A 19,251-nucleotide genomic window follows, 5' to 3' on the forward strand; every position below is an offset into this window, starting at 1 on the left:
ATCCCGTCAAATTTTAATACCTTGTGTTGGGACAACGGATTTATGATCCCGAAGTTAAGCCCTAAGAATTCTCTTGAGTCTCTGTATTTAGATTATTTACAAAAACTTGAACAATCATCTTTCACTGGTGAGATAGCAACCTCTTACGCGAGTCGTTTGTCTGTGGCGACAGATAACTCGGTGTATCAGTATTTACCACAAGCGGTGGTGTACCCGAAAGGCACTGCGGACATCAAGCAGCTTTGTCGGATCGCTTCAGCTTCGTCTTTTGAAAGTATTAAATTAACACCGCGTGGTGGTGGTACTGGTACCAACGGTCAATCTTTAACCGAAGGTATTGTGGTTGATTTGTCCAAGTTTATGAACCAGGTATTAGAGCTAAATGTTGAACAACGTTGGGTGAGAGTGCAGACTGGCATCGTAAAAGACCAACTTAATGCAATTTTAAAACCCCATGGTTTATTCTTCTCGCCGGAACTCTCGACCAGTAATCGGGCAACTCTTGGAGGCATGATCAATACTGATGCCTCAGGACAGGGTTCGATGGTTTATGGCAAAACCAGTGATCATGTATTGTCGGTCATTGCGGTGTTGGCCAATGGTGAGGAACTAAAAACCGGCAGATTGGCTGTTGATCAGCTTGATCAGCAGCGTCCTTCGCTTCGTCCTATATTTGATGCGGTCAAGCATGCCTGTATCGATAAACGGCAGCTCGTAGAAGATAAGTTTCCTCAGTTAAACCGTTTTCTAACTGGCTACGATTTAAAAAATGCCTACCATGCGCAGAGTGATAGCCTCGATTTAACGCGTATCTTATGTGGCTCTGAAGGCTCTTTAGCTTTCATTACTGAAGCTACACTTGATTTAACCGAAATTCCCAAATTCAGAAGTCTAATTACGGTTAAGTATGATGCCTTTAGTTCAGCGCTACAGCACGCCCCCAGTTTGGTTGCTGCTCAAGCATTATCGGTCGAAACGGTTGACTCGAAAGTGCTTAATCTTGCTCGCCAAGATGTCGTTTGGGAGAGTGTAAAAGAATTGATCCGAGATGTACCAGAGCATGATCTGCAAGGTATTAATATTGTTGAGTTTGCCGAAAACGATATTGAACTTCAAGGGCAAAAAATTGCGGCACTGGAAGCGATACTAACTCAAGCTGACGCTCGCGAACTTGGAGTGATTGGTTTTCAACGCTGTGACGATTTAACCAGCATCAACGCGATTTACAATATGCGTAAAAAGGCTGTAGGTTTACTGGGGAATACCGATGGTGCTGCAAAGCCTGTTGCTTTCACCGAAGATACCTGCGTCCCACCAGAGAACCTCGCTGACTATATTACTGAGTTCCGCGAGTTATTGGACTCAAAAGGTTTACAATACGGCATGTTTGGCCATGTTGACTCTGGCGTATTGCATGTTCGCCCTGCTTTGGATATGTGCGATCCTCAGCAAGAAATTTTGATGCGCGAAATTTCTGACCAAGTGGTTGCCTTAACCGCTAAATACAAAGGCTTAATGTGGGGAGAGCACGGGAAAGGCTTTCGGTCGGAGTATGGTCCCGATTTTTTTGGGGATGAGCTATTTGCAGAATTACGTAAAATCAAAGCCGCCTTTGATCCGCATAACCAAATTAATCCCGGAAAAATCTGTACTCCTTTACACAGCGACGAGCATTTAGTCTCAGTTGATGGCACAAAACGAGGTCAATACGATCGAGAGATCGCCATTGAAGTAAGAGATAGCTATAAAAATGCCATGGATTGTAATGGTAATGGCTTATGTTTTAATTATGATACGGCTAGCCCGATGTGCCCATCTTTTAAAGCAACAGGAGACCGACGCTACTCTCCCAAAGGTCGTGCGGGTTTGATGCGCGAATGGTTACGGCAATTAGCGAACTTAAAAATAGATCCATTAGAGCAAGAGCAAAAACTCAAAACTCGCTTTGTTGCTCCGGATAATTTGTTGTTAAAAATTCGAAATAGCATCGCCAAGAGTAAAGGTGAGTATGACTATAGCCATGAAGTATATGATGCGATGCAAAGCTGTTTGGCTTGTAAAGCCTGTACTACGGGCTGTCCAATTAAGGTTGATGTGCCGACTTTTCGTTCGCGCTTCCTAAATATTTATCATGGCCGTTATCTACGACCTATTAAAGATTATTTTGTTGCTTATGTTGAAAGCTATGCTCCACTGATGGCAAAAGCGCCAAGACTCTTTAATCAGTTGATGGCACCGCAGTGGGTTGACGCCTTGGTGACCAAAACCATTGGTATGGTTGATATTCCCAAGCTTAGTTTTCCAACCTTAAAACAACGGATCCCCGAATCCTTAGTTAGTCAGTATGACTATAAAATATTGCAAAATTTAAGCGAGCAACAAAAGCAACGTACAGTACTCATTGTACAAGATCCCTTTACCAGTTTTTATGAAGCGGAATTGGTGGAAGATTTTATAAAGTTAGCCCAGAAATTAGGGTTTAATCCGGTATTGTTACCATTTAAGCCCAATGGTAAACCTCAGCATATTAAAGGCTTTTTAAGTAAATTTGAAAAATCTGCGCAAACTTCAGCTGACTTTTTGAATCAGGTGAGTGAATTAAATATACCAATGGTGGGCGTAGAGCCTGCCTTGGTATTGTGTTATCGCGACGAATATTTGCATGCTTTGGGAGATAAACGCGGCAACTTTGAGGTTCAAGTTGTTCAAGAATGGCTGCAGCAGGTTCAAGTTTCTCAAGATTTGAGCTTTGGCGTGAGTGATCATGAGCCGTGGTACTTATTTGGTCACTGTACCGAAAAAGCATTAAAAGCAGATGCTTTTGCTCAGTGGCAACAGGTATTTCAATACTTCGATGCTCAGCTGCAAGATGTTGCTGTTGGTTGTTGTGGAATGGCTGGTACCTATGGTCATGATGCCAAGCAGTTGGCAACTTCTAAAGCGATTTATGATTTAAGCTGGAAACATAAAATGGCAACTTTACCGGTAGAACGTATTATGGTGACTGGCTATTCTTGTCGTAGCCAGGTGAAACGCATCGAAGGTCACAAACCAAAACATCCGCTGCAGATATTATTGGAGATTTTAGTTTGAGTATATGGCAGTTACCGATGTCTCTGGAAAAGCTGAATGCCATGGGCGAGGGCAATATGCTCGCTTATTTAGGTATTGAGTTTATCGAGATTGGTGACGATTATTTGGTAGCAACGATGCCTGTGACAGCCAAAGTAAAGCAACCTATGGGCTTGTTACATGGTGGGGCTAGCGTGGTTCTTGCTGAAAGTATTGCAAGTTGTGCGGCCTATTGTGTTGCGGGGGACGGCGCAATGGTACTCGGCTTGGAAATTAATGCGAATCATATTAAAGCGGTTAGGAATGGCGAGGTCACAGCGAAAGCTCAGCCAATCCAGTTAGGCAAATCGATTCAAGTTTGGCAGATCAATATTACTCAACAGCAGCAATTGGTCTGTAGTTCCCGTCTCACGGTGATGGTTAAGTCAAGCTAAGCTTGCCAGACGGTTCAGTCCTTCTCTTGAGAACTGCGAACAACATTATCATGGGAATGCACCGCATCGATTAACCAGGCAAGGGGAGTTTGCGCATTAAATTATAGCAATCGAACTCATTATCGCTTGATTCTTGCTTGTCTGAATCACCGCTAACTGCGTCATGTATCTTGTCATGAGAGCCACGAGTGACTGCGCTCCATGCCTAGTTATCGGCAGATTTATTCTGCGCAATAAGTTGATCATATAATGAGTCAGATTAGTATTAGAAAATATTAAATAGAAGGAGGGCGTTCGAAGTCTTTAACTAGTTTTGCTGTGTGGCCAGGCAGCATTGAAGCTGTTGATTTGTGCTAAGAGTTTTCCGGATTCATATTAGGGAAAGCAAACGAGTCAAAATAAAAAGGGATTTGATTGGACAAAAATTGGTTGCGGGAGCCGGATTTGAACCAACGACCTTCGGGTTATGAGCCCGACGAGCTACCAGACTGCTCCATCCCGCGTCCGGTCTTAACTATAAAAGCTAAGTGATAGTGAATAATTAATTGGCCTAGCTATTCAAACTAGTTAATCGCTACCGAAGTAGAGATTGGTTGCGGGAGCCGGATTTGAACCAACGACCTTCGGGTTATGAGCCCGACGAGCTACCAGACTGCTCCATCCCGCGTCCGGTCTTAACTATAAAAGTTAAGTGATAGTGAATAATTATTTGGCCTAGCTATTCAAACTAGTTAATCGCTACCGAAGTAGAGATTGGTTGCGGGAGCCGGATTTGAACCAACGACCTTCGGGTTATGAGCCCGACGAGCTACCAGACTGCTCCATCCCGCGTCCGGTCTTAACTATAAAAGCTAAGTGATAGTGAATAATTATTTGGCCTAGCTATTCAAACTAGTTAATCGCTACCGAAGTAGAGATTGGTTGCGGGAGCCGGATTTGAACCAACGACCTTCGGGTTATGAGCCCGACGAGCTACCAGACTGCTCCATCCCGCGTCCGGTCTTAACTATAAAAGCTAAGTGATAATGAATAATTAATTGGCCTAGCTATTCAAACTAGTCAATCGCTACCGAAGTAGAAATTGGTTGCGGGAGCCGGATTTGAACCAACGACCTTCGGGTTATGAGCCCGACGAGCTACCAGACTGCTCCATCCCGCGTTCGGTCTTAACTATAAAAGTTAAGTGATAGTGAATAATTATTTGGCCTAGCTATTCAAACTAGTCAATCGCTACCGAAGTAGAAATTGGTTGCGGGAGCCGGATTTGAACCAACGACCTTCGGGTTATGAGCCCGACGAGCTACCAGACTGCTCCATCCCGCGTCCGTAACGAGGTGCGGATATTACGCAGAGCTCGCTTAGATTACAAGAGATAATTTCCTGTTCTTAACCAACTGCCGAATATTTGTCCGAAAGCCCCTTTTACTACTGATCCTCGTTAAAACAGGTATAATCCTTGGGTTAATTTAATTGAGTATCAAAATGGCAGATTTTTTCGCTTCGACCGCTAAAGGTTTAGAAAGCTTATGTTTAGATGAGTTAGTGGCCTTAGGGGCCGACAACTGCAAACAAACCGTCGCGGGTGTGAGTTTTACCTGTGATTGGCCTACCGCTTATAAAATATGTTTATGGACACGTTTTGCTTCGCGGATCCTGTTACGTTTGGTGGAAACCCAAGCGGACAAAGTAGATGACTTATACGATAGTGCCTATCAAGTGCCTTGGGATAAGTACTTTAGTGTCGATCAAACCTTCTCCGTGCATTGTAGTGGCACCAATCATTTCATAGACAATAGTCAGTTTGGCGCATTGAAAGTGAAAGACGCTATTGTCGACCAATATAAAGAGAACTGCGGTACTCGGCCTAATGTTGCCAAGATAGATGAAGATGCGCGGATCGTGGTGCGGATCGCAGGTAAACATTTGGCTATTTCTTTAGATCTATCAGGTAGTGGCTTACATAGACGCGGATATCGAACCGAACAGGGTGAGGCTCCGGTACGCGAAAACCTTGCAGCAGCCTTGGTCACAAGAAGTGCTTGGACAGAAAAATACCTCATCGATCCGATGTGTGGCTCGGCAACCTTACTGATTGAAGCGGCGATGCAGGCTGCCGATATCGCGCCGGGTCTACAGCGCCAGTTTGGCTTCGAACGTTTAAGTAATTTTGCAGCGTCTGCTTGGCGGGATATTAAAACCGATGCGCAAGCCAGAGCTGAACTTGGCTTGGCTAATTGTAAACAAAGATTGATTGGCTACGATATTGATAAACGAATGGTGGCGATAGCCAAAGCCAATATCGAGCGTGCAGGTTTAGATAAGTTGATTTCAGTACATGTACATGATGCTGCCAATTTGCCTGTAGCGCCGAGTGAACCAGGGCTAATTTTGTCAAACCCCCCCTATGGGGAGCGATTAGGTGAGTTAACCAAATTGATTGGCTTGTTTCTTTCTTTTGGTGCCAGCGTTCGACAAAACTACGGTGGTTGGCGTTTATCGCTATTTACCGGTGCGCCCGAATTACTTGATTACTTGCGCTTACGTGCCGATAAAACCTATAAGTTTTTCAATGGTTCGTTGGCTTGTGTATTAAAGATTTATCAAATTGCCGAAAGTGGTCAAGCGGAAAATCGCCAATATGCGGCTGATTTTGTCAATCGTTTAACCAAGAATCAAAAAAAGTTACAAAAGTGGATTAAACGCGAGCAGATCAGCTGTTATCGCTTATATGATGCAGACTTACCCGAGTATAATGTTGCAGTTGATCGTTACGACGATTATATGATTGTCCAAGAGTATCGAGCTCCAAAAACCATTGATCCTAACAAGGCTCGCAGACGCTTACTGGATTTGCTTACCGGACTTTTGCAAAGCGGTTTAGTGGACAACGATAAGCTGGTGATTAAACAACGTGCTCAGCAAAAAGGGAAACAACAATACCAACGTCATAGCGATGAAAAAGAGCGGGTTGTGGTACAAGAGTATGGAGCTAAGTTCTACGTTAACTTAACCGATTATCTCGATACCGGACTCTTTTTGGACCATCGAAATATGCGGCATTATATTCAGCAACACAGTCAAGCGAAGAGCGTGCTTAATCTGTTCGCATATACGGGCTCGGCAAGTGTGCATGCGGCTTTAGGGGGGGCTAAAAAGGTCACCACAGTTGATATGTCGAATACATATCTGAACTGGGCCAAAGATAATTTCCGTTTAAACCAATTGCCAATCAATAAACACGAGTTTATTCGTGCTGATTGTATGGCCTGGTTAAAAACTCAAATATCTCAGCGCTGGGATCTGATTTTTCTTGATCCGCCCACATTTTCTAACTCAAAGAAAATGGATGAAGTATTTGATATTCAAAAAGATCACGTTGATTTGATTGTGTCGGTGGCGCGCTTGCTTAATAAGGGGGGTGATTTAATATTCTCCAATAATAAACGTCACTTTAAGCTTGACCAAGAGGCTTTAGTTAAACATGGTTTGAGCCTGGAAAATATCTCCTCGAAGTCTTTGTCTGCAGATTTCGAACGCAATAAACATATCCACAATTGTTGGATGATCCACAAGGAATAGCGCTATGACTTGGGTGTTATACAGTACCGATGGTTGTCATTTGTGTGAAGATGCCAAAGCATTGATATTAGCCAGTCCTAATATCAGCGAACTGAGTGAACAAGATATTATTGATGATGAAGCTTTGACTGAGCAGTTTCGCTATAGTATTCCGGTGCTGTGTCATGCGCCTAGCCAGCAACAGTTAAGCTGGCCTTTTGATGCGAGTCAGTTAGAGCAATTTATAGAGAGTTGTACGTGTTAATTAACTTACAAGATGCAGTTTTGGCTTATGGTGATACACCTCTGCTAAACAAAGCCAATTTACAAATTAATAAGTCAGAAAGAGTATGTTTGGTCGGCCGTAATGGCGCAGGTAAAAGCTCTTTATTACAAGTGATTGAAGGTGCCGTATTACTCGATTCTGGGCAACGGCAGTTGGTGAATGATGTTGTGATTACTCGATTACAACAAGATCCGCCGCAAGCCAGTGATCAACGTATTTTTGATTATGTTGCTGAAGGTAAGCCACATATCGGTAAGTTGCTCAGTGAGTTTCATCACCTAGCTAACCATATTGGGGATGGTAGTGATGAAAAATTACTAAAACGTTTGCAAGATGTTCAGCATCATATTGATGTCGTTGATGGCTGGCAATTTGATAGTGAAATCCAAAAAGTACTTACAACCATGAAATTGGATGGTGATAAGCCTTTACAGGGTTTATCTGGGGGTTGGCTACGTAAAGTTGCATTGGCTAAAGCCTTGGCCGGTGAGCCGGATATCTTGTTGCTAGACGAACCCACGAACCACTTAGACATCACGACGATTAAGTGGTTAGAAGATTTTTTGATTAACTTTAAAGGCACCATTGTCTTTATTAGTCACGACAGAGCATTTATTCGAAAAATTGCCACGCGGATTGTAGATATTGACCGTGGCGTTCTCACTTCTTGGCCCGGTAACTATGATGCCTATCTCGAAGGTAAAATCGAATGGTTGCGGGTTGAAGAAGAGAAAAATGCCTTATTCGATAAACGCCTCGCCGAGGAAGAGAGTTGGATCCGTCAAGGTATTAAGGCCCGTAGAACCCGTAACGAGGGGCGCGTTCGTGCACTTAAGGCAATGCGTAACGAGCGTGGAGAGCGGGTTAACCGTTTGGGTACCAGCAAGATGCAAATCGATGATGGTTTGCGTTCAGGGAAAATAGTCTTTGAAGCCGAGAACATTAGTTTTAGTTACCCTAATCAACAGCCAATTATCTCTCCGGTTGATTTATTGGTGATGCGCGGTGACAAAATTGCCCTTGTGGGTGCCAATGGTTGTGGTAAATCTACATTGATTAAGATATTACTCGGCCAGTTGCAGCCGAGCAGCGGTCATGTGAAGGTAGGCACAAAACTCAGTGTTGCGTACTTTGACCAATATCGCCAAGAACTTGATCCCGAGAAAACACTTATCGATAATTTGGCCGGTGGTAAACAGGAGGTCGAGATCAATGGTGGGAAGCGCCATGTGATGGGCTATTTACAAGATTTTTTGTTTCACCCAAAACGTGCGTTTACCCCGGTCAAGGCATTGTCTGGTGGTGAAAAAAATCGCCTGATGCTCGCCAAGCTATTTTTAAAACCAGCAAATTTATTGGTGCTTGATGAACCAACCAATGATCTCGATGTCGAAACGCTGGAGTTATTGGAAGAATTAGTGAGCCAATATCCGGGGACTGTACTGTTGGTGAGTCACGATCGAAGTTTCATCGATAATACTGCCAGTCATGTTTGGTATTTTCCCGGTGAAGGGCAAGTCGATACTTATGTCGGCGGCTATTCGGAAGTACAGACTTATATCGAGCAACAGCAGCAAGGGCAACGCAGCAACTCGGTACAGAAAACAGAAGTGGGTAGCCGTAGTGTTAAGCCCACTAAAAAGTTATCTTATAAATTACAACTTGAGCTTGACCAATTGCCTCAAAAGTTAGAAGCTGCCGAAAACTTACTCGAAAAGCTACAAAAACAAGTAAATGAGCCAGAGTTTTATAGTTTAGAACAAAGTTTGGTTCAGACCACCCTAAGCCAACTGAATGAAGCTGAAACAGAATTAGAAGTGCTTTATTCACGTTGGGAAGAATTGGAAGAATTAAAAAATTCATGAAGAAGTCTATTATTAATCGTTCGTTATCGCTGGTATTTGCGCCCTTATTACTTTCTGCTGGTATGGTCCATGCCGCGCAAGTTGAGGCGTACTATTTGGTTGAAGAAATTCCTATTGAAATGGCGAATGGCTTAGCAGAAGCGAATAGCAGTTTTAATGTCACCGCTGTTAGTGAGGATGGGGAGTATGTTGCGGGCAATGCCTTAACTTTTCGTAGCCCATTTCGTTTTTATGATTTCTCCGACCGCACTAGTTTTGACTACGGCTGTCAATATGCTGTAGAAGTATGTGATCTGTTTTTTGAAGGTGACAATAGTTTTTATGGTACCTATCGACATCGCTTATTTAATCAAGCCTCGGTCTTATATAAGTCTAATGTATTAGCATTCATTGCGCAGCGCAATGTGACAGGGACTCACCTTAACGGAACTAACAGTGAGATCCCGACCTGGGACACCGTTAACGATAAGTTGTTCATTTTTGACGATAGTAGTCAGCAAACTTATACGACAGATACTCGAGTGAATCGAATTAATAGTTCGCTTGGTTGGGCTGTCGGTTACGATTCCGCACCTTTTAGTAATGGCTCTAGCGCGGTCTATACTCGAGAGTTTATTCAACGCGGGTTTGCGCTGCGCCTTAGTGACGATGCCAAAATTACTTTATTACCAACACCATTTAGTAGTGATGGACAATTGAGTAGCGACAAAGGTGGTGTTTCGTCGGGTTTACAAGTCATTCAGAAAGACGGTAAGACGCTTGTGATTGGTTTGAGTAGTGTTAGTTACTCGAATAGCGATAGTTTTGGCGAATGTCAAACTGGTGACCAGGATTATTATTATCGCTGTTCTGGTTTTAATACGCAGGCTTGGGTGTGGGATATTACTAACGCCGACGATGGCGATGCGGTGGAAGGCGTGCCCTTGGTTGAAGGTTACGTTCGTTCTCAATATGGCGATGCACCCAATTATAATTTCATCAAGGACTACAACAGTCATGCGGATATATTTGTTGGGATCTCTTCTGACGATGTTTATGATTCAACCGTAGGTTCTCGCGGACGAGCGGTATTTTATAGCGCAAATGACGATGGAAGTTATTCACTAAATCAAATTCCTAACATTAACATCGGTGGTGATAGTGCAGACTTTGAAGACTCGGTCTCACATACTTGGGCAAATGCCGTTAATGATGCGGAATTGATGGTTGGCAACTTGCGTTATACGCAAGTGAAATCACGTAATCGCCCAGTAGAAGCTTTTGTTTATGATAATGATCAAGCTTCTAGTTCTTATCAACAAGTGGTTTGGCCACTGCGTGACTTGCCATTTAATGGCGCTAATAGCGAATTTAGTGATATTAATAATGATAATTTGATTGTCGGTTGGGTTGATGCGGATGGTGAAGAACAGCCTTCTTATAGTGGTACGACTCGTTGGCAGAGTGCAATTTTGCTAGATTTTGATCGTTATAAGAATGGTGAAAGTACCTATAACTGGAGCCTCAATTCCTTAACTTGTTATGAACAAGACGGACAACCACGGATGCCACTATATCGGATTGAGTATGCTTCTCAAATCCTCGATGACGGCACTGTTTACGCGAGTGGGTATCACTACGAAACACCGGATGACCTTATTCATGGTGTTAATCCGAGACCCGTGTTACTGCGTTTAGAGCGTAACCCTGTAGTCACTGATATCAATGATATTGCTCGTTGCCCAATGCTTGAAGAAGCGTCTTATGAGCGCCAAGGTGCAGGCGTTTCTTGGTTTGGTTTATTGTTATTACCCTTAATTTATGTGAGACGCTTCAAAAAACGTTAATCTTTTTGTTGGTTGTAACAAAAAGATCAAATGCTTAGCGAATACTTAAAAATTTGTTTTTGATCTTTGTAAAACGATAGGCGATAGTAGAACGGTGGTCCTAAACGGACCGCTGGTTTATTTTCTGATCTTGATGAGGAATAGTCTATGAAAAGACAAAAACGCGATCGTTTAGAAAGAGCGCATGCCAAAGGTTATCAAGCAGGGTTATCTGGTCGTTCTAAGGAGACCTGTCCGTACGGAGGAGTTGACGCGAGAGGGCATTGGTACGGAGGATGGCGCGAGGCGCTTGAAGAACGCGTTTCAGGATTAGACAATCATTAATGAATAAAAAAAGCCCTGTTGGTTAACAGGGCTTTTTTATAGGAGATGATTTACTTAGAAGCTTGATGTGTCAGTAAATAAACCAACTTTCAGGTCATTTGCGGAATAAATTTCTCGCCCATCGACCTCTACAATACCATTGGCAATACCCATCACTAATTTGCGCATGATTACGCGTTTCATTTGGATTTTATAGGTCACTTTCTTTGCTGTGGGTAAGACTTGTCCAGTAAATTTAACCTCACCAACACCCAGAGCTCGTCCTTTTCCTGGACCGCCACTCCAACCTAAGAAAAACCCAACTAACTGCCACATCGCATCGAGCCCGAGACAACCTGGCATCACTGGGTCGCCAGGAAAGTGGCAACCAAAAAACCATAAATCTGGATCAATATCTAATTCGGCAATAATTTCACCATTTCCAAATTCACCACCTTCATGACTAATTTTGAGAATGCGATCCATCATTAACATATTGGGGGCAGGAAGCTTACTATTTCCTTCACCAAATAAAAGACCTTGGCTACAGTCGAGTAATTCTTGGCGTTCATAGCTAGTTTTACCTAGATCTTTTTGTGAAACCTGAGTCATGATTTAAACCTTTAAAAAATTTGCCGCTACTTTAGCGAACAGGTGTGCGCTAAACAAGTCCGATGACTAATAAATTTGTTAGAGTTTGAATACGCCGAGTATTTTTCTAAGTAAGTAAGCGAAAAAACTGTTGTTTTGGCCTTCAGGATGAATGTTTCTATGGATCTGTCCATAGACACTTTGCGCATCATATACATCACCGGCAGGTTGATTAAAGAGTAACTGAACGGCTTGTTCAATATGCTCAATAGCAAACAACTTAAGTTTACCTTGAGTGCAGGCCTGTATCACATCGTGATTCAAATTTAACTGATTAAGGTTGGCTTTGGGAAGTATCAATGCAAAGGGGCCTGCAATCTTACTTTGTTGAGCTATCCGATAGAAGCCTTCAATTTTTTCGTTAAGCCCACCAACTGCGAGAATATTACCTTTTTGGTCGAGCGCTCCGGTTACGGCGAAGCTTTGTTTAATGGGAAGGTTCGCCAATGCGCTCATCATCACCAAAGCGCCCGCCATTGAGGCACTATCACCATCGATCTCATGATAAGATTGTTCAAATACGATGTTACCAGACAGCGGGAAATGGTGTTCTTTGGCAAATAACTCGCTGAGATAACCTTGAATAATCATCATGGATTTTGCATGAATATTGCCGCCTAGCTCAGCTTTGCGTTCAACATCGGTAAAATCACCTTCGCCTTGGTGAGCGGTCGCAGTGATCCGGATTGGCTCTCCAAAAGACAAACCGAGACCGTTAAAGTCAATAACTGATAAGCCATTGATTTGACCTATTTTTTCACCAGAAAGCTCAATCTTAGTTTGTTGATCTCGATATGCTAGATCACTAAATTGTTGCTGGCTATTGATGTTTCTATGTAGTGTATTTAATGCGCTGGCGAAGCCCTCGGCATTATGGTTCAGCTGTAAATGGGCCAATAAACGAAGTGGCTTGATGATGTGGAGAATATCGAGGCTGAGCAAGTCGTTATGTTCACACAAGCGTGAGGCATAACCAAGTACCGAAGTATAAAGTTTAGCATCGAGTGGTGCTAGTTTCGTATCGCTCAGCGTAGCATTAATCTGACTTAGATAGGCTTCGATATTGACACTGTTTAGTTCAACTTCACTGGGTAGTTCGGTTTCAATCAAGCTGAGTTGATATATTTCTGGGTCGAGTTCTAACAGAGCAGAGATAGCCATCGGCTCACCGAGTAATACGAGCTTCGGTTTGAAGTCTGAGGCTTCTGGTATCATTGTCGCTTTGTGACTCTTCGCTCGAGACCAATCCAAACGGGATGATTTTAAGCAAGCCTTTAATTCAAACCACAATCCGGGATCTGCTATAACATCATCACTATTGAGCACAAATACACCGTGCGGAGATTGTTGGAACAAACCTAAGTCGATGCCTGTTAAATCGGCAGCAGAGCTACCACTGCGAATTGAGCCAAACAGAGCAGCTCTTGAAAACTCTGGACACAGTATTGGCTGATGTTGGCTTTGCCAAACTTTGTAATAAGCTGAAATATCATTCGCCGGCTGTTGTTCAATTAAAGCATGATATAAGTCTTGAACAGCATCAACTAAGCCGAGTTGTTGCTGGCAGCTGTGTAGCTGTATAAATAGCGACTCATTGGCTTCAGCTTGTACGCTTATGCTCGATGCTGGCTCAGCTCTGATGAGTTCGTTTAGTTGTTGCATGAGTTGCTTAAATAACGGTAGAGAGCCTGTTTTAAGCTGAAAATAACTGGGCTGATAGGGCGTTTTTGGCCGGTACAACATGACATAGTTTGATGGAGGCGCGCTGGTTATGGTTGGTGAGCGCAACAGGGCTTGAAGTATTGACTGATGTTGTAGGTAACTGGCTGCTTGGCATAGCATGAGAGGCAGACTAGGAGCTTGTGACAAAAAATAATCAAAGCTTGCTTTTGCCAAAGGCATTAAGTCTGCCCATTGGTGATGACTATTGGGAGTCACATTAGCCAAATTAAATGTAGGCTGTAGTTTATCGAGCGGTATTTCAAAGTTGGTCAAGTTGGTGTTCCCATAAAATATTAGTCGTCAGACGCGAGTCGTTAAATCACCAGTAAATCAGATTGTTATCACTTTTTATAAAACAATAACTGCTATCCAGCCAAATACCAATAATGGTAGGTTGAAGTGGATAAATGTTGGTACAACCGTATCCCAAATATGATCATGCTGGCCGTCACTATTTAATCCCGCCGTTGGACCTAAAGTTGAATCGGATGCCGGTGAACCCGCATCACCCAGTGCCGCCGCTGTTCCCACTAAAGCAACGGTTGCCAGTTCCGAAAATCCTAAAGAAATAGCTAAGGGGACATATATAGCGGCGATAATCGGGATCGTTGAAAACGATGAGCCGATCCCCATGGTGATTAACAGACCCACAATCAGTAATACTGCTGCGGCTAACATTTTATTGCTACCTAACATATCTGCGGCGCTCGATACCAAGTCGGGTACGCCACCGGTTTCTTTCATTACGGCGGCAAAGCCCGCTGCGGCAATCATAATAAAGCCAATCAAAGCCATAAGTTTTACGCCTTCAATGAATAAATCTTGGCTGTTTTGAGGGCGGATCCCTGATGCTGTCGTTAATAATAGAAAGCCAGCTAAAGCGCCGATAATGATCGAGTTACTATAAAGCTGAATCGCCAGAGCTGCGAATATAGCAATAATGTTAATCAACAGCTTTTGAGTCGGCATTGCAGGCGCGGAACTCGCCGAAGCCTTAAGCATATCACTACGATATTCGCGTGGTTTACGATAAGAAATAAAAATCGCACTCAGCAAGCCGACAACCATCCCAAGAGCCGGGATGGTCATAGCCAAGGGAAGTTGTGCTTTATCGATACTTAAACCATTGTTTTGTAGATTGGTAAATAAAAGTTGATTTAGGAAGATGCCACCAAACCCAACTGGCAACCACATATAGGTTGTAACCAAGCCAAAAGTTAAACAGCAAGCGATTAAACGGCGATCGATTTTTAGCTGATTTAAAGCACCAATCAGCGGTGGAATTAAAATGGGGATAAAGGCAATGTGCACTGGCACCAGATTTTGCGAAGCGATGGCCATGAGAATGATGGCGCTTAACATCAACCATTTCACTAAGCTTAAGCGGCTTTCTCGGTGTTTGTCTACGCGGCTGATAATCTTTTCGGCAATAAAATCAGTCAGTCCACTGCGAGATATTGCCACAGCAAAAGCACCAAGTAGGGCGTAACTGAGAGCAATTTGAGCACCATTGCCTAAACCTTGTTCGAAGCTAGAAATTGTTTCCGCCAGGGGCAGTCCTGAAACGAGGCCTCCGACTAACGCGCTAATGGTGAGCGCTAATACTACATTTACCCGCATGAGACTAAGTATTAGCATTAAACAAACGGAAACAACAACGGGGTTAAACATGAATGAGATCCTATGGTTCTTCAGGGGTATCTTGTGGAATAGGAAGCGGCCAACCACCTAAGGTCTGCCATTTATTTACTATTTTGCAAAATAGTTCTGCGGTTTTTTGCGCATCGTAAAGTGCCGAATGAGCTTCTTGATTACTAAATTCAATATCAGCTTCCCGACAGGCCTTCGCTAACACGGTTTGGCCGAGCGCTAAAGCGCTCAAACTTGTGGTATCAAAACTCACGAAAGGGTGAAAAGGGTTACGTTTGATCCGACATCGCTCAACCGCAGCGTTAAAGAAACTCATATCAAAAGCGGCATTGTGAGCCACCATGACAGCACGGCTACAGCCGTGGGCTTTCAAGGCCTTACGAATTGGCTTAAACATTTCTTTTAGTGCGAACTCTTCACTCACCGCAGCACGGAGCGGGTTTGTGGGATCGATACCGGTAAACTCTAAAGCAGCTTTTTCTAAGTTTGCTCCCACAAAGGGATCAACGTTAAATTGCACGCTGTCGAGTACATATAACTCGCCATTTGCATCGAAGCTGAGTAAGCAAGCCGCTATTTCCAATAATGCATCGGTGTTGGCATTAAAGCCTGCCGTTTCAATGTCGATAACAACCGGGTAATACCCTCGAAAGCGGTTCGACATAAGCTGAGAGCTGTGTTCTGTAATGGTCATAATCTGGCATAGTATTTACTGAGGCGCGCATTATTACAAAAGCAGCAAAGAATCGCGAATTTGCTTTAAAGATAATTGGCCTTTGGCCGATATTTTAAGGAGAACAGAGGATTTGCGACTATGAAACCTTATTTATTGTTAACTTTGGCGCTTGGGACGACGGTCACTCACGCTAGTGTACGCAGCTATTCAGCATCAATGGACGATTCAACCTGGGTCATGTCCAGCCAATCTCCTATTGAATGTCGTATGGACCATTTTATTCCATCGTTTGGGATCGCTAGTTTTGTTAGTCGCGCCTCGAAGAATGTTAATTTAGACTTCTACTTAGACATGTACAAAATTTCGCCGCAGACGCATCAGGTTTCATTACGCAGTGTGCCGCCGATGTGGAAACCTGGGGCAAGTTCTAAAAAAATTAGTGAATTGTCTTTTTACCAGCAATTTGACGGTTACGTGCATGCCCAGCCAGCTTGGCAAATGCTGAGCGAATTAGAAGACGGTAATATCCCCACTTTTTATTTTGACGATTGGTATGCTAATAATGCGACGACATCGGTGGGGATCTCATCGGTTAACTTTAAGCAACAATATAACGATTTTTTGAAGTGTGTGGGGCGATTGTTACCTTACTCATTCGATGATATCGCCTTCACGGTTTTGACTTATCAATCCAATAGTAACGAGTTGACTCCGCGTTCTAAACAACGTTTAAGATTGATTGGTGACTATGTCAAGAATGACCCAGACATTGATGTTGTATTGGTTGATGCTTACACCGATAGTTATGGTGGTAAATGGACAAATCAAGAATTGTCGGATAAACGCGCCAAGCGAATCAAAGATTTTTTTAAATCGAGTGGTTTAGACGACAGCGTGATCGAGGTGGCGGGTCATGGTGAGCGGCGCCATGTCGCAAGTAATGATAATACCTTAGGTCGCGAACGAAATCGCCGAGTGGTTATTTCCTTAGGTAAAGATCTACTCTAAATTTCTATGATGTGCTGTAATGGTGGCGCTTTATGACTCAAGAGCCAACAGCTAATCGCCTAGCGAATGTCGCCCGCAGCTAAAGGCTGCGAGCAGCTTGTTGAGGACGAGCATTAACAGCGTCAACTTAGGCGTAAATACTTAGCTTCTTTGATTAAAACGAACCTGAAAGGTATTATGCTGTTGAGTGCGCGGTAATAAGCGTACCGTCGCGTGATGTAGCTCTGCAATATCTCGGCTAATCGACATCCCTAAACCCGCACCATCGCCTTTTTCGGTATTTGCCCGATAGAAGTTATCAAATAGTTTCTCTCTGGTGTCTTGGCTGATGTCCGTACCACTATCACTGATCGTGACTTCGATGTCATTGGCTTGCGCCTTCAGTTTGACGTCAATTTCACTGTGGCTTCCTGAGTATCGGATTGCATTATCAATTAGATTCCTAAATAAAATACTTAATAGTATTTCATCACCATCAATGTAACAGCTATCGCCTTCAAAACTGAGTTCTTGATGTTGGCGCAGTGCAATGGGGGCTAAATCTGCTAAAGCTTGCTGTAGAACTTTGGCAAGATCAAAATTTTGGCTGATTAAATCTGTGATACTTTCCACTTTGGCAAGTGTGAGTAGTTGATGTAACAAACGATCGGTACGATCAATGCCTTTAAGAATGTTATCTAAATCTTGCCTTAGTTGCTGTGGATTTTCACTAAGAATAGCGTTTTCAGCATTGAGTCGTAAGATGGTTAATGGGGTTTTTAGTTCATGAGCTGCCATACGAGTAAAGCGTTTTTCCCGTTGCCAAGCTTGTTCCAGCTGCACTAGAAGCTGGTTTAAAGCATCCACTAAGGGGGACAGCTCTCGAGTTTGATTGGTCACATAGATCCGATCTAATTTGTGTGCACTACGTTGAGCAATGGCGGTACCCAATTCGGCAATCGGTTTGAAGTTTTTGTCGATTAGAAGTACCAATAGCATGATCAGGCAGGGGACCAGGATCAATTGCGGTAAGGTTGCGGTAAAGGCAATTTTATCGATCACTTCTTGGCGGATACTTTGTTTTTCTGCCACCACTATATATTGCTGGTGCTCAGAAGTATTCGCCATTGCTAGTTTAAAATATCGCCACTGCTCATTTTTCATTGAAATGTCACCATAGCCAGAAGCGTGTTTTAGCAGTGGCAGTGGTCCAAGCCGCTTGTTTGAACTCCATAGTAGGTGCTCATCTTGATAGAATTGGAATAAGATGTTTTGCTCATAAGGATGGCCGTAAGCAGTCGCAGGGCTGTCATCATCTTCGGTCAATTTTTGAATACGATTCATCCATAAATCAAATTGTTGCTGTTGCTGAGTAAACGTTAAGCGGTCGGTCGCAACAGGACTTACCATGAGCAGCAATTTTGCCGATTGGCCGAGCCGGGCGTCATAGACTTCTTCAATTTCATCGCGAGCAGATAAAAGACTAAAATACAGTGAGACCACCAGTAATAAACTTGCAACTACAATGATCGATATTGTTAATCGGCGCTTTATTGAGAATGTTTTATTTTTCAATGATATAACCCACACCTCGAATGTTCTTGATCACTTTGTTTGGTACTTTTTTACGCAGATTATGAATATGTACTTCAATGGCGTTGTCACTGGTTCCTTCATCCCAGCCATGCAGTGACTGTTGTAGTTTCTCTTTACTCAGAACTCGGCCTGCATTAGTGATTAAACTTGCTAATATTTTGTATTCGTTGCGGGTGAGTTTTAGAGGATTTTGCTGAAAGTTAATGGTTTGTTCAATGAGAGAAAGTGATAGTTCTCCTAATTGGATTGTTTCATTTGCGCTACCGGATTGACGGCGGATCAACACCCGCAAACGGGCTAATAACTCTTCGAGGGCGAAGGGTTTGCCGAGGTACTCGTCGGCACCAGCATCCAGCCCTTTAACGCGGTCGTTAATATCATCGCGGGCCGTTAAGATCATCACCGGTAAGTCAAAACCAGTTCTGCGAATTTCATGCAGTACTTCTAAACCGTCAATGTCGGGGAGTGTCAGATCTAAAATAACGGCAATAAATTGTTCGGCTTTGAGTGTTGCTGCGACCCCCATGCCACGCTCAAGCCAATCTACAGTATAACCGTGGCGCGTCAGTGATGCAGTCATTGATTGGCCGAGTAATACATCATCTTCTACTAGTAACAAACGCAT

At 43.3% G+C, this 19,251-nt stretch carries 14 protein-coding genes and 6 tRNA genes; 8 read left to right on the top strand and 12 right to left on the bottom strand.

Annotated features, from left to right (window positions below; all coding sequences use genetic code 11):
• Positions 1-42: 42 nt before the first annotated feature.
• Together ydiJ and ACRRS1_RS10945 are read left to right on the top strand one after the other, a co-directional pair.
• Entirely contained in the window at positions 43-3,093 is a 3,051-nt protein-coding gene (ydiJ, locus tag ACRRS1_RS10940) for a D-2-hydroxyglutarate dehydrogenase YdiJ (protein ID WP_432459368.1), read from the top strand.
• On the top strand, positions 3,090-3,506 hold the full coding sequence (locus tag ACRRS1_RS10945) for a hotdog fold thioesterase (RefSeq protein WP_432453154.1): 417 nt from the start codon (positions 3,090-3,092) through the stop codon (positions 3,504-3,506). Before ydiJ ends, ACRRS1_RS10945 begins: the two co-directional genes overlap by 4 nt.
• Before the next feature lie 426 nt (positions 3,507-3,932).
• Here the strand turns inward: ACRRS1_RS10945 and ACRRS1_RS10950 are convergent.
• The 6 genes from ACRRS1_RS10950 to ACRRS1_RS10975 form a co-directional block, all read right to left on the bottom strand.
• Positions 3,933-4,009 (bottom strand) — tRNA-Met (locus ACRRS1_RS10950).
• Between the two features lie 87 nt (positions 4,010-4,096).
• A tRNA-Met gene (locus ACRRS1_RS10955) sits at positions 4,097-4,173 on the bottom strand.
• Positions 4,174-4,260: 87 nt separating this feature from the next.
• Positions 4,261-4,337 (bottom strand) — tRNA-Met (locus ACRRS1_RS10960).
• 87 nt (positions 4,338-4,424) lie between these two features.
• Positions 4,425-4,501, bottom strand: a tRNA-Met gene (locus ACRRS1_RS10965).
• Positions 4,502-4,588: 87 nt separating this feature from the next.
• Positions 4,589-4,665, bottom strand: a tRNA-Met gene (locus ACRRS1_RS10970).
• A gap of 87 nt (positions 4,666-4,752) precedes the next feature.
• Positions 4,753-4,829, bottom strand: a tRNA-Met gene (locus ACRRS1_RS10975).
• A 159-nt stretch (positions 4,830-4,988) separates the two neighbouring features.
• On the opposite strand from ACRRS1_RS10975, the gene rlmKL reads away from it, so the two are divergent.
• From rlmKL to rmf, 5 genes are all read left to right on the top strand, one after another.
• Complete coding sequence (gene rlmKL / locus ACRRS1_RS10980) at positions 4,989-7,085, top strand: bifunctional 23S rRNA (guanine(2069)-N(7))-methyltransferase RlmK/23S rRNA (guanine(2445)-N(2))-methyltransferase RlmL (protein ID WP_432459369.1); 2,097 nt, start codon at positions 4,989-4,991, stop codon at positions 7,083-7,085.
• Positions 7,086-7,089: 4 nt separating this feature from the next.
• Positions 7,090-7,329 (top strand): glutaredoxin family protein, encoded by a 240-nt coding sequence (locus tag ACRRS1_RS10985; protein ID WP_432459370.1) that lies wholly within the window; start codon positions 7,090-7,092, stop codon positions 7,327-7,329.
• Entirely contained in the window at positions 7,323-9,215 is a 1,893-nt protein-coding gene (uup, locus tag ACRRS1_RS10990) for an ATP-binding cassette ATPase Uup (protein ID WP_432459371.1), read from the top strand. The genes ACRRS1_RS10985 and uup overlap by 7 nt, the downstream gene beginning before the upstream one ends.
• Positions 9,212-11,041 (top strand): DUF3466 family protein, encoded by a 1,830-nt coding sequence (locus ACRRS1_RS10995; RefSeq protein WP_432459372.1) that lies wholly within the window; start codon positions 9,212-9,214, stop codon positions 11,039-11,041. The genes uup and ACRRS1_RS10995 overlap by 4 nt, the downstream gene beginning before the upstream one ends.
• A 147-nt stretch (positions 11,042-11,188) precedes the next feature.
• Positions 11,189-11,365 (top strand): ribosome modulation factor, encoded by a 177-nt coding sequence (rmf, locus tag ACRRS1_RS11000; protein ID WP_432453149.1) that lies wholly within the window; start codon positions 11,189-11,191, stop codon positions 11,363-11,365.
• Between the two features lie 54 nt (positions 11,366-11,419).
• On the opposite strand, the gene fabA is transcribed toward rmf, so the two are convergent.
• The 4 genes from fabA to rnt form a co-directional block, all read right to left on the bottom strand.
• Positions 11,420-11,956 carry a bifunctional 3-hydroxydecanoyl-ACP dehydratase/trans-2-decenoyl-ACP isomerase gene (gene fabA, locus ACRRS1_RS11005; protein ID WP_432459373.1) on the bottom strand — a complete coding sequence of 179 codons (537 nt, stop codon included), beginning with the start codon at positions 11,954-11,956 and terminating at the stop codon, positions 11,420-11,422.
• Positions 11,957-12,034: 78 nt separating this feature from the next.
• Positions 12,035-13,990 (bottom strand): AAA family ATPase, encoded by a 1,956-nt coding sequence (locus ACRRS1_RS11010; protein ID WP_432467831.1) that lies wholly within the window; start codon positions 13,988-13,990, stop codon positions 12,035-12,037.
• A gap of 75 nt (positions 13,991-14,065) precedes the next feature.
• On the bottom strand, positions 14,066-15,388 hold the full coding sequence (locus ACRRS1_RS11015) for a Na+/H+ antiporter family protein (RefSeq protein WP_432453146.1): 1,323 nt from the start codon (positions 15,386-15,388) through the stop codon (positions 14,066-14,068).
• Between the two features lie 10 nt (positions 15,389-15,398).
• Positions 15,399-16,061 carry a ribonuclease T gene (gene rnt / locus ACRRS1_RS11020; protein WP_432453145.1) on the bottom strand — a complete coding sequence of 221 codons (663 nt, stop codon included), beginning with the start codon at positions 16,059-16,061 and terminating at the stop codon, positions 15,399-15,401.
• A gap of 120 nt (positions 16,062-16,181) precedes the next feature.
• On the opposite strand from rnt, the gene ACRRS1_RS11025 reads away from it, so the two are divergent.
• Positions 16,182-17,051: a flagellar protein MotY gene (locus ACRRS1_RS11025; RefSeq protein ID WP_432459375.1), complete on the top strand. Its 870-nt coding sequence runs from the start codon at positions 16,182-16,184 to the stop codon at positions 17,049-17,051.
• Positions 17,052-17,192: 141 nt separating this feature from the next.
• On the opposite strand, the gene ACRRS1_RS11030 is transcribed toward ACRRS1_RS11025, so the two are convergent.
• Entirely contained in the window at positions 17,193-18,605 is a 1,413-nt protein-coding gene (locus tag ACRRS1_RS11030; RefSeq protein ID WP_432459376.1) for an ATP-binding protein, read from the bottom strand.
• Positions 18,595-19,251 (bottom strand): response regulator, encoded by a 657-nt coding sequence (locus ACRRS1_RS11035; RefSeq protein ID WP_432459377.1) that lies wholly within the window; start codon positions 19,249-19,251, stop codon positions 18,595-18,597. The genes ACRRS1_RS11030 and ACRRS1_RS11035 overlap by 11 nt, the downstream gene beginning before the upstream one ends.

This window comes from Agarivorans sp. Z349TD_8 (assembly GCF_050870825.2).
In the GTDB taxonomy this organism is placed as follows: Bacteria; Pseudomonadota; Gammaproteobacteria; order Enterobacterales; family Celerinatantimonadaceae; genus Agarivorans.

What these genes read in the sequence shown, in the direction of transcription:
- ydiJ (WP_432459368.1), top strand. Translation starts at nt 43, where the DNA reads ATGATCCCGAAGTTAAGCCCTAAGAATTCTCTTGAGTCTCTGTATTTA.
- rlmKL (WP_432459369.1), top strand. Translation starts at nt 4,989, where the DNA reads ATGGCAGATTTTTTCGCTTCGACCGCTAAAGGTTTAGAAAGCTTATGT.
- ACRRS1_RS10985 (WP_432459370.1), top strand. Translation starts at nt 7,090, where the DNA reads ATGACTTGGGTGTTATACAGTACCGATGGTTGTCATTTGTGTGAAGAT.
- ACRRS1_RS10995 (WP_432459372.1), top strand. Translation starts at nt 9,212, where the DNA reads ATGAAGAAGTCTATTATTAATCGTTCGTTATCGCTGGTATTTGCGCCC.
- rmf (WP_432453149.1), top strand. Translation starts at nt 11,189, where the DNA reads ATGAAAAGACAAAAACGCGATCGTTTAGAAAGAGCGCATGCCAAAGGT.
- fabA (WP_432459373.1), bottom strand. Translation starts at nt 11,956, where the DNA reads ATGACTCAGGTTTCACAAAAAGATCTAGGTAAAACTAGCTATGAACGC.
- ACRRS1_RS11015 (WP_432453146.1), bottom strand. Translation starts at nt 15,388, where the DNA reads ATGTTTAACCCCGTTGTTGTTTCCGTTTGTTTAATGCTAATACTTAGT.
- rnt (WP_432453145.1), bottom strand. Translation starts at nt 16,061, where the DNA reads ATGACCATTACAGAACACAGCTCTCAGCTTATGTCGAACCGCTTTCGA.
- ACRRS1_RS11025 (WP_432459375.1), top strand. Translation starts at nt 16,182, where the DNA reads ATGAAACCTTATTTATTGTTAACTTTGGCGCTTGGGACGACGGTCACT.
- ACRRS1_RS11035 (WP_432459377.1), bottom strand. Translation starts at nt 19,251, where the DNA reads ATGCGTTTGTTACTAGTAGAAGATGATGTATTACTCGGCCAATCAATG.